This is a genomic window from Paenibacillus sp. LRG-1 (assembly GCF_057220305.1).
This window is the reverse complement of the sequence record NZ_CM170126.1, coordinates 2,754,986-2,771,196: the sequence shown is the minus strand read 5'-3', so window position 1 is coordinate 2,771,196 and position 16,211 is coordinate 2,754,986. Positions and strand designations below refer to the sequence as shown.

Sequence of the window (16,211 nt, the reverse complement as noted above, 5' to 3'; positions counted from 1 at the left end):
CGAAAAAGTTCTCTTTCACGCCGACTTGCTTCAGGCCCAATACATCCTGCCAAATTTGGGTCAGCTTCGATTCCATTGGCGTTCGCGGTGCGAAATAATCCGTTCTGCTTTGCAGATTATCTTTCAATGCTGGCAATGCTTTGCGGTCGATTTTGCCATTCGGACTTAATGGCATCTGCTCCAATTGTATAAAGTATGATGGCACCATATAGCTTGGCAGCTCTCGGCCCAGTTCGCTTCTCAGCTCGCTTGCGCCAATTTCTTGCCCGGCGACGTAGTACGCCACCATTTGCTTTTGCCCTGTTTCATCTGCTTGAGCAATGACCGTTACTTCCCGTACAAAATCAACTTGCAGCAGCTTCGACTCAACCTCACTCAGTTCAATTCGATACCCGCGGATTTTCACCTGATGGTCGATTCGGCCGATAAACTCCAGGTTTCCATCCGCTTTCCAGCGGGCGAGGTCCCCGGTTTTGTACATTCGTGTTCCTGTTGAAAATGGATTATCTACAAATTTGTCCGCCGTCAATTCCGCGCGATTCCAATAGCCACGGGCCAAACCTTCCCCTGCAATGCATAGCTCGCCTGGTACACCGATCGGCTGTAATTCACCCTTTGCGTTAATGACATAAATTTGCGTATTCGCGATAGGACGTCCAATGTCAATCTGTTTGGCCTGGGTAAGTTCCTGTACTGCCGACCACACCGTCGTTTCTGTAGGTCCGTACATGTTATAAATGCGGGGACCGTTCAATTTTTGCAAGGCCTCCAGCAGCTTGGGTGGAAGCGCTTCTCCCCCCACCATAATTTCCTGTACACCTTGGAGCGCACGAGAGCCTTCCTCATGACCCAGCAGCATTTGCAGCCGGGATGGCGTCATTTGCAGCATGTCAATGTGATGTGCTGTAATCAGCTCGCCAAGTGCCTGAGGATTGACCTGATGACGGTGGTCACCAAGTATAACGGTCATTCCGCCCAGCAACGGCAGGATCGTTTCCAATACGAAAATATCGAACGAAATGGTGGTTAACGATAGAATCGTTTTGTCCGCTGCAAAGTCGATCACTTCGCGCATTCCTGTAATAAAGTTCAGCACCGAGCGATGCTGGAGCATAACGCCCTTAGGATTTCCGGTTGAACCAGAAGTATAAATAACGTAAGCCAGATGCTCCGGCTGGGCAGTGGCTTCCAGATTGGTCTTTTCCCCTTGATATACTTCCTCATCTTCGATAAACAGAGTGTTGGCGCTGTAATGGTGTTCTCCTACCAGATCGCGACTGGTCAGAAGTACGGCGGCCTCACTGTCATTCAGCATATATTCAATACGGGCTGACGGATATTCAGGGTCGATCGGCACATAAGCACCACCCGCTTTTAACACGGCCAGCAGACCGATGATCATCTCCGCCGAACGCTGTACCATCAGGCCAACCAGCTTGTCGGGTCCTACACCGTGCGCTTGAAGTACCCGTGCCAGTGAGTTAGCGCGTTCATTCATCTCTAGGTATGTCAACTGCTCCCCTTCGAAAAATAGCGCTACTTGCTCTGGTGTTTGTAAAACTTGAGCTTCGAACAAACCGTGAATCGTCTGTTTATTTGGATATTCTATTGCCATATCTCCACAACCAACAAGGATTTGCTTGCACTCCTGTTCGGTCATCGCTTTCATTTCATGCACTTGAATGCCCGGGTTAACCACAACTTGTTCTAGTAGGTGCACCAAGTGTCCATAAATTTGCTTTATACTTTCTCGATCAAACACAAGTGCGTTGTAACTAAAGCTCATTCGGGTTTTTTTCCCTGAAAAAACTACCAGGTTAAAATCATAGTTGGACTGTTCGACCGACTCAACCCCCGTAATGCTAAAGTGGGACTCTATATCATCACCTAGTTGCCCAGACTGTTCCTCCACCCAGTCATTTTCAAAAATGAGTATATGATTAATTAAATTTTGCTTAAGTTCTGAGAGTTTCTGAATTTCATATAGTGAAAAAGCATCATATTTACTAGAAGCCACTGATTGCTTCTGGGTTTGTTTCATTACTTCCCAGAACGAGTTGTTCTCACTACTGGTAATACGTACAGGGAGTGTATTCAAAATCAAGCTGAGCATACGCTCCTTATTTGGAATATCACCCTCATTTCCGGACAGCGTACTACCAAACACTACATCATCCGTGTCGTTATATTTTTGAAGCAAAATGCCCCACACCGTCTGAATCAGCGTGCTCTGATTCACCTGATAGCGGTTGGAGATTTGCTGAATCCCGCTCATCAGACTCGGACTTAAAGCTACGTTAAAATGCTCCGTTTGACACTCTGCTCTACTCTGAGTTTTAGCCTGTGGCAAACAGCAAGCTTCTTCATACCCGTCTAGATATGCGCTCCAGTAACGCGAAGCTTTCTGACGCTCTTGATGCACTCTCAGCACATGCACTGTTTCTACCTCTGTGATCCATTCCAGCTCCCCCAGTTTAATATCAGGATTCACCACAATAGCCTCAGACAATCGTATAAAATGACGCGTAATCTGTTCAATCGTTTTCCGCTCATACAACGATGTTGCATACTGCAATTCGAACCGAATACCTTCTTCTTCCTCGCTCGCTTCCAGCATTAAGTCAAATTTCACCGGAGCCTGCTCCATGTCGTATGGACGGAAACGGATATCCTCCAGTTTCAGCTCGCCTTCTTCGGTATTTTGCAGTATAAACATAGTGTCGAACAACGGATTACGGCCCATATCCCGTTTCACATTTAGCTTGTCCACCAGTTCTTCAAATGGATAATCCTGATGCTCGTAGGCTTGCAAAGCTTGGGTTTTCACGTCTTCCACATAGCTTCGGAACGTTTGCTTAGCGGTTGGATAATTGCGCATTGCCAGTGTGCCAACAAACATCCCGATGATCGGCTCCAGATCGGCATGCGGCCGTCCCGCAATCGGAGTCCCGACAATGATATCTTCCTGTCCAGTATACTGATGCAGCAGTGCTGTATAGGCTGCAAGTAGCACCATGTACAGCGTTGAACCTGTCTGCGCCGCCAGCTCTTTCAAGCGCTCGCTGACTTCGCGTTCCAGTCTGAATACCACTGTATCGCCTGCCGTACTTCGTACTGCCGGACGGGCAAAATCAGTTGGCAGATTCAGTACGGGTAACTCACTCCGGAAGGTATCCAGCCAATATGCTTCCTGACGTTTCATCCAATCCTTTTGCGCTTCACTTTGCTGCCATACGGCATAGTCTTTGTATTGGATCCGCAGCGGAGGTAACTTCTCACCGCTATATAAGCGAACAAATTCGCGGGTCAACACACTCGTCGACACACCGTCCGAGATAATGTGGTGCATGTCGATCATTAGCAGATGCTGTGTTTCTTCTGTCCCCTCTCCGTTAAGATCCAGTAAGGCTACCCGTAACAGTGGAGCAGCTTGCAGATCGAATGGATTTACAAAATTGCTAACCAATTTTTCTATTTCCGTCTCAAATGCAAGTGCGTCTGTCCCTGCCTGTTTTTCCCGTACCTTGGCATACTCCACCTCGAAAGGTACCCTTTCCTGAATCCGCTGCACAGGCTCATTGTTCACCATTTCAAAACTCGTGCGGAAGGCCTCGTGGCGTGAGATTAACTGCCGAAATGCTGCCTCTACCCGTCTTACATCCAGCGGTCCGCTCACCTGGAGTACTGCGGGCATGTTGTAGCTCACATCACCCGGATCAATCCGATGCAATATATACATTCGTTTTTGTGCAGAAGACAAGGTATAAAAGGGACGCTCTTCCGCCACTAAAATAGATGCATACGCCACCTCGTTCAGATTTTCAATCACCACTGCCAGCTGTTCAATCGTCGGTGCGTCAAAAATGCTACGTAGAGGAATTGGTTTGTTCAATTCTTTGTAAATCCTCAAGACCAACGTCATTGCCCGTAGAGAGTGTCCACCAATTTCAAAGAAGTTTTCCTTCACGCCGACTTGCATCAAACCCAACACGTCCTGCCAGATTACCGATAGTTTCGCTTCCAACCACGTCCGTGGGGCAATATATTCTGTCCCTCTTTGTATATTACCTTCCGGTGCTGGCAGCGCCTTCCGATCGATTTTTCCATTCGGAGTCAACGGTATACGATCCAGAAACACAAAGTAAGACGGTACCGAGTAATACGGAAGCAACTTGGCGGCATGCTCATGAATTACGGTTAAGCTTGGTGTTTCTTCTGTATGCAGTACAATGTAGGCACACAAGACGGATTCATGATCTTTGCTTTGATTTACAGTGACGACAGCCTCTCGAATTGCAGAATGGCTAATCAAAGCATTTTCAACCTCACCCAGCTCAATCCGGAATCCACGTACTTTCACCTGATGGTCGATTCGGCCGATAAACTCCAGATTTCCATCCGCTTTCCAGCGGGCGAGATCGCCCGTTCTGTACATTCGTGTTCCTGTTGAAAATGGATTATCTACAAATTTGTCCGCCGTCAGTTCCGCGCGATTCCAATAGCCACGAGCCAATCCTTCCCCTGCAATGCATAGCTCACCAGGGATTCCAATTGGCTGTAATGCACCCTGTCCATCAAGGATATACATTTGCGTATTGGCAACGGGGGACCCGATATCAATATGTTTAGCACCTGTCAGTTCCCTAGCTGATGAAAATACAGTTGATTCCGAAGGTCCGTACATATTGTAGATACGCAGCCCTTTAATTTGTTGCAATTTCTTCAGTAACGTAGGCGCAAGCGCCTCGCCCCCAAGAATAATCTCCTTTATACCTTGTAGTGCGTGCATTCCCGCTTCACTGCTGAGTAACATTCTAAGGCGAGAGGGTGTCATTTGTAGCAAATCTATATGCTGAGCAACAATTAATTCCCCAAGTGTCTGTGGATCAACTTGATGATGGCGATCACCCAGTACAAAGGTCATTCCGTTTAGCAGCGGCAATATCGTCTCAACCACAAAAATATCGAAAGAAATAGTAGTCAGCGACAGAATCCTTTTGTCAGGCTTAAAATCAATCAATTCATGCATTGCTGTGATAAAGTTCATAACGGAACTATGCTGAAGCATGACCCCTTTTGGATGCCCGGTCGACCCTGAAGTATAAATAACATAAGCTAGGTTCTCTGATTGAACATTCGCTTCCAGGTTCGACTTCTCTCTCTGATATAATTCCTCATCTTCTAAAAAAAGCATTTTTGTTTTGTAGCTATTCTCTTCTACCAGTTTACGATGGGTCAAAACTACAGTCGCCTCGCTGTCTTCAAACATGTATCTAATACGGGCTGGTGGAAATTCAGGATCAATCGGCACATAGCAACCGCCTGCTTTCAGTATAGCTATCATACCAACGATCAGTTCTGTCGAACGTTGCAACATCAGACCTACGGGCTTGTCAGGACCAACGCCATTTTCACGAAGCACTCGTGCCAGTGAATTAGCCCGCTCATTCAGTTCTAGGTAAGTCAAGCTCTGATCCCTAAATACAAATGCTATGTTCTCCGGGGTCATTGCAACCTGCTTTTCAAATCGTCCGTGGATCGTCTCATCTGTCGGAAAAGGTACGACGGTATCGTTAAATCCGGTCAGCAGCAATTGCTTCTCTTCATCAGATACGATCGTAATATCAGCCAACTGCACCCCGACATCCTGCGTCACTGTTTCCAAAATTCGCACAAAATGCTCTGCCAGCCGTCGGATGGTCTCCAGTTTAAACAGCTTCGTGCCATACTCCAAAGTGAAGGACAAACGTCCTTTTTCTTCAGTCACATGCAATGAAAAATCCACCTTGGATATGCCCGCGTTGAATTCTTCCGGCTTAAAACGAATGCCTCCTGTTTCCAAAACATCTGTGCCGACATTTTGCAGACTGAACATCGTATCGAACACCGGGTTTCGACTTACGTCCCGTACCAGTTCCAGCTTGTCTACAAGCTCATCAAACGGGTATTCCTGATGCTCCAGTGCCAGCAGCGAATTTTGCTTAACCTCCTGCAAAAAGGATTGGAACGTTAAAGAAGATTGCGGATGATTGCGAAGAACCAGCGTATTGACAAACATGCCAATCATCGCTTGAGTATCCACATGCCGTCTTCCGGCAACAGGTGTACCCACGATAATATCCTCTTGACTAGAATATTTGCCCAGCAGGACATTATAAGCTGCCAAAAGTACCATAAAGATCGTAGATTCGGTATCTTGGGCCAATTTGTAGAGTGTGTTAGTAAGTTTGGATTCCAATGTAACGGTCAAGCTGTCACCTTCAAAACTTTGTGCTTGCGGACGTGAAAAGTCCGTAGGCATATTCAGTACAGGAAGCTCGCCATTCAAGGTCTGGAACCAATATGATTCATGCGCTTGCCATGCGTCGTCATTGATCTGCTGCTTCTGCCAAGCAACAAAGTCCTTGTAATGAAGCTGAATGTTCGCAAGCTGTCTGCCCTGATACCGTTGAATGATTTCATCCAGCAGCACGGCCATGGAGAAACCATCGGACACAATATGATGCATATCCACTAGCAGTATGAAGCCACCTTCGATAAATTCGTACAGTTCGGCACGGAATAAAGGAGCTGTTCCCAGATGAAAAGGCTGAACAAACAAGACCCGAGCCTGCTTTGCTTCTTCCTTGGAAATACGGGTATACGGGATGTCGAATGGAATCGTGTCCCGAACTTTTTGTACTACTTCCCCGTCTTCCAGATCGAAATACGTCCGAAAGGATTCATGTCGCAAAATAACTTCCTTAACGGCTTCAATAAAGCGGGGGACCTCCAGATTTCCCTCTATGAAAAGCTGACCGGGTACATGATAGGCCGTTCCGCTTCCCATTTGATCCAGCACGTACATTCTCTTTTGGGAAGAAGACACCGAATAAAAGGCCTGCGATTTTACAGATACAATCGGTTCATAGGTCTGCTTTGTTCCACCCGCAATATATGTAGCCAGCTCAGCAATCGTTTGCAGCTCAAAAATGTGGCTGAGCGGAATGTGTACACCCAATTCCTTGTTGACTCTCGACAGAATGACCGTCGCTTTTAGCGAATCACCGCCCAGTTGAAAAAAGTTATCGTCATAGCTGATATCCGTTACATTCAGAACGTTCATCCAAATGTTCACGAGCTGATCTTCTACGCCGTGGTTCTCAGAAGCGACGTCTGTTTTAGCGAATACACTTGCTCGTTCTGGCGCTGGTAGAGCCTGTAGATCAGGCTGACCATCCGGCAGAAGAGGAATATGATCCATAGGAATCCAAAAACGGGGCTGCGTATAATCTGGAAGAATTTCGATTACAGCCTTTTTCAGTGCGTCTTCTTCCCAAGGCTTCGATGCGTTTGCAACCACATAGGCGGTTATATATGAGACTTTTCCAGTTTCGCCCGTTTGTGGTGTAATGACGCAGGACTCCCATTGGAAAATTTGCAGCAGGTGTTTCTCCAGTTGCTCCAGATTAACCTGATGTCCGCGAATGTGAATGGTCCGATTTAAATTTCCAATATGCCGCAGCTTGCCATCGTTTTCCACGTAAGCCCATTCCCGGGTCGTTCCCAACAGGCCTGCTCCTGAGGCTTGATACACCTCCCCTGCTGTCCCGACAGGTGCCAAATGCTTGTAGGCATCTAGAACGCAAAGATAGTTTCCGTTGGCATCGGTATTTGCTGCCCATGCAGCTCGAAGTTGTTCGTTCTCCGACGCACGAAGTAAAGACATCGCGGAAACGCGAGCCCCTTCTTCCTCTACAATGGAATGCAGCAGATTCAGGAAATACCCTGACCAAGCTTCGATGATGTTTTGCTGAAAAAGATCCGAATTATAGTCAAAATCAAGACGTAATTGCTTCTGTGCCTCTGTCACGTTCAAAAACAACTCATATTTGCTGAATGATACCTCATTCTCAATGAGTTCTGCTTCCATACCATGGAATTGAAAACGCGGAATCGGACGATCCAAATTGAATACAGCGTTAATGACAGGCAAATTTCTCAGCCCCAGCTGAGCGAGTCCGGCAAAGCTGTATTTTTGGAAGCTGTCCAGTTCATTCATGCGCTTTTTAACCGTTTGGGCATGCTCCGTAAAAGTAGCATCAGGACGCACTTCGCTGATCACTGGAAGTAAGTTGACACAGTTGCCGATCAGGGAGAAGGCGTCCATATGGGATTGTCCTGCAGTAGGAACCCCCACCGTTACTTCCTGCTGCCCTGTCAGGCGATGCAGAAAAATCTGAAAGGCTGATAGCAGTGTTATAAAAAGACTGGTGCCAAGCTTTATGCTGGCGGATCTCAATTGTTTAACGAGCGGCGCTTCGAGCATTACAGTATGTCTGCTTCCGCTAGAAGACGGAATCTGTATTCCCCTCACCGGAGATGGTAGATTGAGGACAGGCGGATGATTTTCCAGCACTGCTGACCAAAAAGCAAGGGCCCCTTCTTTCCCGGCTTTCAATTGATCCTGCTGCCAAACAACGTAATTCCGAAAAGGTACTGGATCGGGAAGGTTGTAGTCAGCATTTCGGACAAGCGCAGAATAGATGTGTTCCAGTTCCTGAATGAATACACCAATCGACCAGCCATCCGCGATAAAATGATGGAACGTAAAGACACTCAGATGCTCCTCATCTGATATTTTCAGCAGATGGATTCGGAATAACGGATCTCCTGGCGTCATGGCAAACGGGATTTCGCTGTCCTGGATCATCCATGCCCGGATATGTTGTTCCTGTTCATTTAGATGGTGACTGGTAAAATCATGAAGCGGAACTTCCACTTTCATCACAGGAGCGATCACCTGAGTTTCCCCATCACCACTCATAAAGGTATGTAAGGCTTCATGCCGGTTCACAATGGTCTGGACAGCCCGGTTGAACTCCTCCTGCTGAAGTGGACCACGAAACCGCAACAAGGCGGTTTCGTGTAAAGATTGAGAGTCACTTCGTTCTGAAACAGAGGCGAACCAAAGCTGCTTTTGATCAGGAGTCAGCGCAATTACGGTTTCTGGAACACTCACTGCTTCAGCTTCTGGAGGTACAGTTACAGGTACAGTTTGCTTGCCCGGCCCTGGGCCGTTTCCATTCGGGGGCGGGTCCGGTAAAAATCCCCCTTTTCGCAGCTCGTTCACGCTATCCTTGACCGCTTGCACGATTCGCGCAATATCATCCTCGGTATGGGCCGTGGACAAGAAGCAATTTCGTCCCTCCCAGATATAGATGCCTTTGTCCAGCATGTGATAAAAGAACAATTCCAGATCGCCTTTGAGCACGAAGCGGAACAGAGAGCCAAAGTTAACAACTTTCATAGGTATGTGTTCGTCCGTGAAATAGCTGTTTAGCTCCGCTGCTAACGCCGAGGTGCGGCTGTTCAGACGATTTTGCAACTGCTCACCGTTGCTCTCCAAATGATCCAGCACCGCTAAGGATGCAGCCATTGCCAGCGGATGATGACAGAAGGTCCCCGCGACAAAGGTCCGCTGTTGCTCATGCTGCGGGTAGGAGTCGTCCCCGAAGCTCCACGTACCTCCGTCGATCCCGTTCATAAAGGCGGCTTTCCCGGCTACGATGCCGATCGGCAGCCCGCCACCAATGATTTTACCGTAGGTCACAAGGTCGGCTTGCACCCCAAACCAGGCTTGTGCCCCTCCCGGCTGAATACGGAACCCTGTTATAACTTCATCAAAAATGAAGGCAGTACCCGACTGCTCCGTAATCTGGCGAATGTCCTGCAAAAAGGCTTGAGGCTGAAAATCTGGACGGCGGCTTTGCACCGGCTCCACGACAACCGCGGCCAGCTCATGCGCATGGGTGCGGATATAATCCAGCGATTCGTCCGCTCCATAATGAAGCACGACGATATCGTCCACCATATGCTGCAAGATACCTGGAGCGAGAGGCGTCGAATGCTCCTTGTTGTCACCTGCGCTCCCCAGTGCCAGTACCCCGTCAAATGTACCGTGATACGAGCCAGCAAAAATGACGATTTTAGCTCGTCCCGTAGCAGCACGCGCCAGACGGAGCGCGACCATGACGGCCTCCGTGCCAGAATTGTACAGCGCAATCCGTTCCACGCCGGTCATCTTGCAAATTTTCTCAGCGACTTGCCCAGCCATGTTGGACATCGGGCCGACACACATGCCGTTTTTCAGTTCTTCCTCAATTTTTTCTCGGATAAAGGCCGGATTGTGCCCAAACAGATTCACGCCAAAGCCCATCGTCAAATCGACATATTCATTGCCATCCAGATCCCAAATTTTTGATCCGTCTGCACGTTGAGAAACGATTTGGTACACCATTTCCTTCAAAACAGGCCGGAAACCAGCCGCATTACGGTTATTGGCGTATACGGAGCGATACTGCTGGGTGTACTGCTTGGTGCTACGCGTACGGGCCGTGTAGCGTTCAATCAGCTCTTGCAGATGTTGTTCCTGACGGAGCGAAAGCAATTCGCGTGCTTTAACATCCAGCTTTTTATAAGGCGTATACGGTTTGGCTTCATTGCCTGTCTGCTTGGGAACAGCCTTTACGGATGGAGCCGGTGCTAATGCAGCCGCGACTTCCTGCTTGGACTCGATACGGATAATCTCCGCGCTTCCTATACTTGCTGAGGGCAAAATGCTGGATTCCGGGCTAAATGGCTCGGAAGCTATTACGGATGCAGATGGCTGATGTCGGAGAACATCAAGCTGCTGTGACATCAGATGTAGCTGTTGCTCCAAAATTCGCTCTACACCTGTGGCTGTAGGGATTGTGAAGCTTTGAGCCCGTATTTGCTCAGCCGGAACGCCGGATTCATGAGGCAGTTGGGTTAAGGGGGAAGATGCATGATCAGCCTGACTCAGAGTTGTTTCCGAACGATTTACCACAGACTGAACCGGGGCTTCAGCAGAAGTGGAAATGCTCACCCGCTCGGCTACGTAGCTGGCCAACAGCTCCAGCGTGGTCAACGTTTCGAAAAATTCGTTCATGGGAATGTCCAGTCCGAAGGTATCCTTGATGCTGTGGCGAACCTGAGACAAATTAATGGAATCTAGCCCGAGCTCCAGAAAATGTGTTTGTGGCTCCAATTCCTCCAGACTGAGTTGGGACACGTTACCGATCATTTTCGCTAACTTTTGAAGGATAGAAGATTTGTGCTGATCGGTAGCTGATGCTGACACCGAATACTCTTTCCCCATAATTCCAGTCTCCCTTACTGTTGAGTTTTCATGAACGGGCGCCTTCTGTTCCTTTCGAACCTGTTCGGGCACGTTAATCCAGCATCTTTTCCGTTCGAATGGATACGTAGGCAGAGAAACCTTTTTGTAGTGCCTACCTGCATATAGGGTACTCCAATCAATCTGCGCTCCCTGCACATACTTGGCAGCCAGTTGCTCCAGTGATTGCAACGTGTCCAAGCTTCCAGTGACCGTCTCTGTGCCACCAGCGCTATCCGCTTTCCCGGTGTATACACCATCGACGGCTCTGCCTTGTTCGTGCAACTGAAGCACCTTTGCTTTCAGCGCATCTGCTCCTGCGGCAGTCACCGCAATCCGGTGATTCAGGTGGCTTCTCCCCGTGTTAGCCGTATAGCATACATCCTTCATCACGAGTTCTTCCGCCCGTCTGAACCGTTCTGCGTATCGCCCGACCAGCTCGCGTAAAGCGGATTCACTCCGCGCTGACAGGGTCAGCAGCAGCGGTGATGATCCATTATTGCTGCCCGTGGAGGATTTATCCGATTCCGTCTTTGCAATATATTCCTCCAGTACCACATGGCAGTTTGTCCCGCTGAATCCAAAGGAACTCAGCCCGCTTCTTCTCGGGAAGCCGTTCGTCTTCCATTCCCTCAGCTTCGTATTGGCATATACCGGAGATTCCTCGAAATGGATCTTCTGGTTTGGCGTGCGAAAATGAACGAGCGGCGCAATCTGTTGATGCTTCATGGACAGTACGGATTTGATCAAGCCCGCAATCCCCGCGGCTTCGTATAAATGGCCGATATTTGTTTTGACTGTGCTGATCGCCACAAATTGCTTGCGCTGTGTATGCTTGCGAAAAGCCTTGGTAATGCCATCAATCTCGACCGGATCGCCCAGCTTGGTCCCGGTGCCATGCGCTTCGATGTAGCTAACTGTTTCTGGATCAATCTGTGCATCGTGCCACGCCTGCGAAATTACTTCCGCCTGAGCGAGCGCATTCGGCGCGGAAATACCAATCGTACTGCCATCCTGATTGATTGCACTTCCCTTGATCACGGCCAAAATATTGTCACCGTCTTGCTCCGCTTTACGCAGCGGCTTTAGGAAAACCGCTCCGACGCCTTCGCCCCAGCCCGTTCCGTCCGACTGGTCGTCGAAGGCTCGTGCCCGATCATCGGAGGATTCCATGCCAATACCTGCTTTCAACGGCAGTAAAATCGTCTTCACTCCACCTGCCAGTGCCATATCGCAGTCTCCGTTGAGGATAGACTTGCATGCCAGATGAACCGCTACGAGTGAGGAAGAACATGCTGTATCAATCGTTAACGCCGGGCCTTTTAGATCGAGCAAATACGCAATTCGGCTGGAAATAATGGACGGTAAATTACCAATGGCAAAGTTCGGCAGCGCACCCGGTTCCACCTCGGACAACAAACGCTCGTATTCAAAGCTGGTCTTGGAGAAGCCGACATACACGCCGACCTTTTGGCCTGCAAGTTGCTTACCGCCATACCCCGCATCCTCAATCGTGCTCCAGGCGGTTTGTAGAAATAGCCGTTGATTCGGGTCCATTAGCAAGGCTTCCCGCGGAGTCAGCTTAAAGAAGGAGTAATCGAACTTATCTACTTCATCCAGATAGCCACCTTCTGCGATTTGCATATTCCGCCCTTCCGTATTCAGACGGGAAATGAAAGCTTCGGCGTCTTTTCTTCTTACGTCGCTGTACGGACCGATATTGTCTGCACCTGATGCGACATTCGCCCAAAACTGCTCCAGTGTTTCCGCTTGAGGAAACTTGCCGGACATGCCGATGATGGCGATATCCCGGTCATTGGTTTTCTCCTTGCCCTCGGGCTGTGTTAGTGCAGTCGCATCGCTGCTTAGGCCTTGACTGGAGATATACGAAGCCAGCTTGGCGATGGTCGGATAGGAAAAGAAGTCCGTCACCTCAATATGAACCCCTAGTTGGTCCTCCAACTGGTCCACAATTTGAACGAGCTGCAAAGAAGTCACTCCGATATCAAAGTAGCTATCATCCGTTCCAATCGACTTTACATTTAAAATATCCTGGCAGACTCCAATCAGCTTTTGTTCTATTTCTCCTTGAGGCAGGACTATACGCCCAACTGCCTGCGCGATTTGAGTAGCCTCGGCCAGTGATGTCAATATTTCATTAAAGTCACCCTGCTCATAATTCTGGGCTAATTTGAAGCGCTGAACCTTCCCGCTGGTTGTTTTAGGGATACGTCGAATCGGAACTACATCCTGAATATGCCAACCTCCCCGGTAGTTCAGATGGCTTTTCAGCTTTTGAACTAGCGGTACAAAATGCTCTATCTTTTTCGTGTGCATCACAAAGGCAACAATACGATCCTGCCTGGTTTGCGCATCATGTACACCGCACACAGCTACTTTCCCGAGATCCACGCCATCCAGTTCCTCGGCAATCCTCTCGATGTCATGCGGGTAGACATTCTGTCCGTTCACGAAAATGATATCCTTGGCTCTACCGGTAATAGTCAGGCGGCCATTTCTCATAAACCCTAAATCTCCGGTGATGAGCCAGCCATCCTCGGTTTTGACCTTCGAAGTAGCCTCTGGATTGTTGTAATATCCAGCGGTCACATTTTTGCCACGGATTTGCGTGTGTCCAATCACACCATCTTCCAGCACCCGATTTTGTTCATCGCAAATGCGGACAGAGGTGCTGGCCATCGGATACCCCAAATCCACAAAAGTAAGACACCGCTTGTCGGACTTGTCTACTTCTTCTATGGGTTCACCTACGTGTAACTGCTGCCGATTCAAATAAAGCGGAATAAAGGAATCTTTGTCCAGAGGGGGAGTGGAAACACCCACGCTCGCCTCTGCCAATCCATAGACGGGAAACATCGCATTTTTATTCAAGCCGTGAACACTCATCGCATCCATAAACACATGGCAAAGCTCTACAGATATCGGCTCAGCCCCATTTAAAATCATACGCACGCTTGACAAATCCCAGTTATCCGCTGTTTCAGGTTTGTACTGATCGAGAAAAAATTTATATCCGAAATTGGGAGAGCATATTTGAGTCACCTTGTGCTCCGATACTTTTTTTAGCCATAAAGACGGGCGTCGGATAAAAAGTGCCGTCGGCATAATCAGCTGCTTGGCATTAGCGACCACACAGGTTAAATGAAAGGCGATCAATCCCAGGTCATGCGTAAGCGGCATCCAACCCAAATAAGCATCCTTGGAGCTCATGCCTGTTTGATTTGCGATATCCCGAATATTGTAAACCAGATTTTCATGTGTCAACATGACTCCTTTAGGATCACCTGTAGAGCCTGAGGAAAATTGGATAAAAGCCAAATCCTCCGGTTTGGATGCATGAACTGCCCCTTTACCCTCAATGGAATAGTCGAATGTATGGCTTGAAAAAGTTGCTTTTTTAACAGGCTCAAAGGAATCCAGCAATCCGTGCTGGTGCGAGTACTTTTCCAGTTGTTCCATTACCTTATCATCCGCAATCATATAAGGGCGGGATAGGGTATTCCAGATTTTAAACAGTTTCATTTTATGTTCATCATTATTCCCGATGCTTACAGGAACAGGAACGATTCCACCGAGCAGGCAGCCCCAAAATACATTCACAAAGGTATGATTGTCGTCGATCTGCATGATCAGCTCATCGCCAGGTTGTATCCCTTTTTCCTGTAATGCATGAAGCACCTGTGATGCTTGCTCCAGAAGTTTACTGTAGGACACATATTCCTCTTGCTTATCACCGGAAATAAAGGTGATCCCGTTCTCATCCCGGCTTGCACGGTCTTGAATGATTTCAATTAAAGTTTGAAACTGCTCCATCCTGATCCCTCCTCAATTGCTCTAGCATTACTTCCTGCTCTCCTTCGTCGACCTGTTTGGTTTGCAACACCAGGCGAATACACCCCAGTATTTCCTGTCTTAGCTCAGAAGCAGGAGGTGGACTGCTGCCTGATTCTGAGTTTCGCAGTAATTCTTCCAGTCTCCGAACAGGTAAAATAACACCCTTTCGATACTCATCTTCATTCCAATTGGCATTGGGGGTAGACACCGCCAGTGACAGGGAACGGGCTACCCAATCACGGATCGAGAAACGGCGTTCCAGTTCAACGCGATCCAAGTCTCTGTCCAGGGACAGTACTTCGATGGTAGTGTTTATTTCTTTCGCCAAATTTTTCAGCACTGTCCGTGGGCCTAACTCAATGCCTTGCTCCACGCCATAGTTTTCCATATATTGCATGGTTTGTATCCATCGAACCGGGTGAATCATTTGCGAAACCAATCCTTGACGGATGCTGTCCACATCGGAGTATGGCTGAGCGGTCGCATTGGAAATCACGGGCCACCGCGCTTCATGGAAAGTATATTTTTGCAGCTCTGCGGTCAGCTTGTCCGCAGCGTGTTGCATAAGCGGACTATGAAAAGGACCACTGACCTGCAACCGGGTAATTTGAGCCCCTCGCTGCTCTAATTCGCCAGCTACCACAACTACCGACGTATGATGACCTGAGACGACGTACTGATTGGGCGAATTGTAACAAGCAATGACAGCAGGCTGATCGACTGTGGAGTGCAGACGACAGAATTCTTCCACGGCGTTCAACTCAGCTCCGCGAATGGCAATCATGCTGCCCAGACCGGCCTCTGCGGCTGCTTCCATGAAGCGTTCCCGCTCTTGTACCAGTTGTAAAGCGTCGCCAAAGGATAGAACACCGCTACTTACCAGAGCTGAATATTCACCCAGGCTATGACCTGCTGAAAATCCGGGAATAATTCCGATTTCGTGCATATAACGTCGGAATGCAATGACGCTGATCGTAAGAAGTGCGGGCTGAGTATAGAATGTCCTGGATAATTGGGTGATCAGACCTGCCATGCATAAAGCTTTCAGGTCATATCCCAAAATATCAATAGCCTCTTCAAACAAACGATCCACTTCTGTAAAATCGCTATGCCATGCGGGTCCCATTCCTACATACTGAGATCCTTGTCCCGGAAAAACCAAAGCCATGCGATTCAT

2 protein-coding genes (1 of these 2 cut by a window edge) are annotated in these 16,211 nt (G+C 48.4%); both read right to left on the bottom strand.

Annotated features, from left to right (window positions below; translation table 11 throughout):
• On the bottom strand, positions 1-15,013 hold the 5' portion of the coding sequence (locus ACUUJN_RS12370; RefSeq protein ID WP_484669679.1) for a non-ribosomal peptide synthase/polyketide synthase. 13,799 nt of this gene lie to the left of the window's left edge; 15,013 of the gene's 28,812 nt are visible here — the first part of the coding sequence; it begins with the start codon at positions 15,011-15,013; its stop codon lies beyond the left edge, outside the window.
• Positions 14,988-16,211, bottom strand: a complete 1,224-nt coding sequence (gene fabD / locus ACUUJN_RS12365; RefSeq protein ID WP_071558769.1) for an ACP S-malonyltransferase — start codon at positions 16,209-16,211, stop codon at positions 14,988-14,990. Before fabD ends, ACUUJN_RS12370 begins: the two co-directional genes overlap by 26 nt.

What these genes read in the sequence shown, in the direction of transcription:
- fabD (WP_071558769.1), bottom strand. Translation starts at nt 16,211, where the DNA reads ATGAATCGCATGGCTTTGGTTTTTCCGGGACAAGGATCTCAGTATGTA.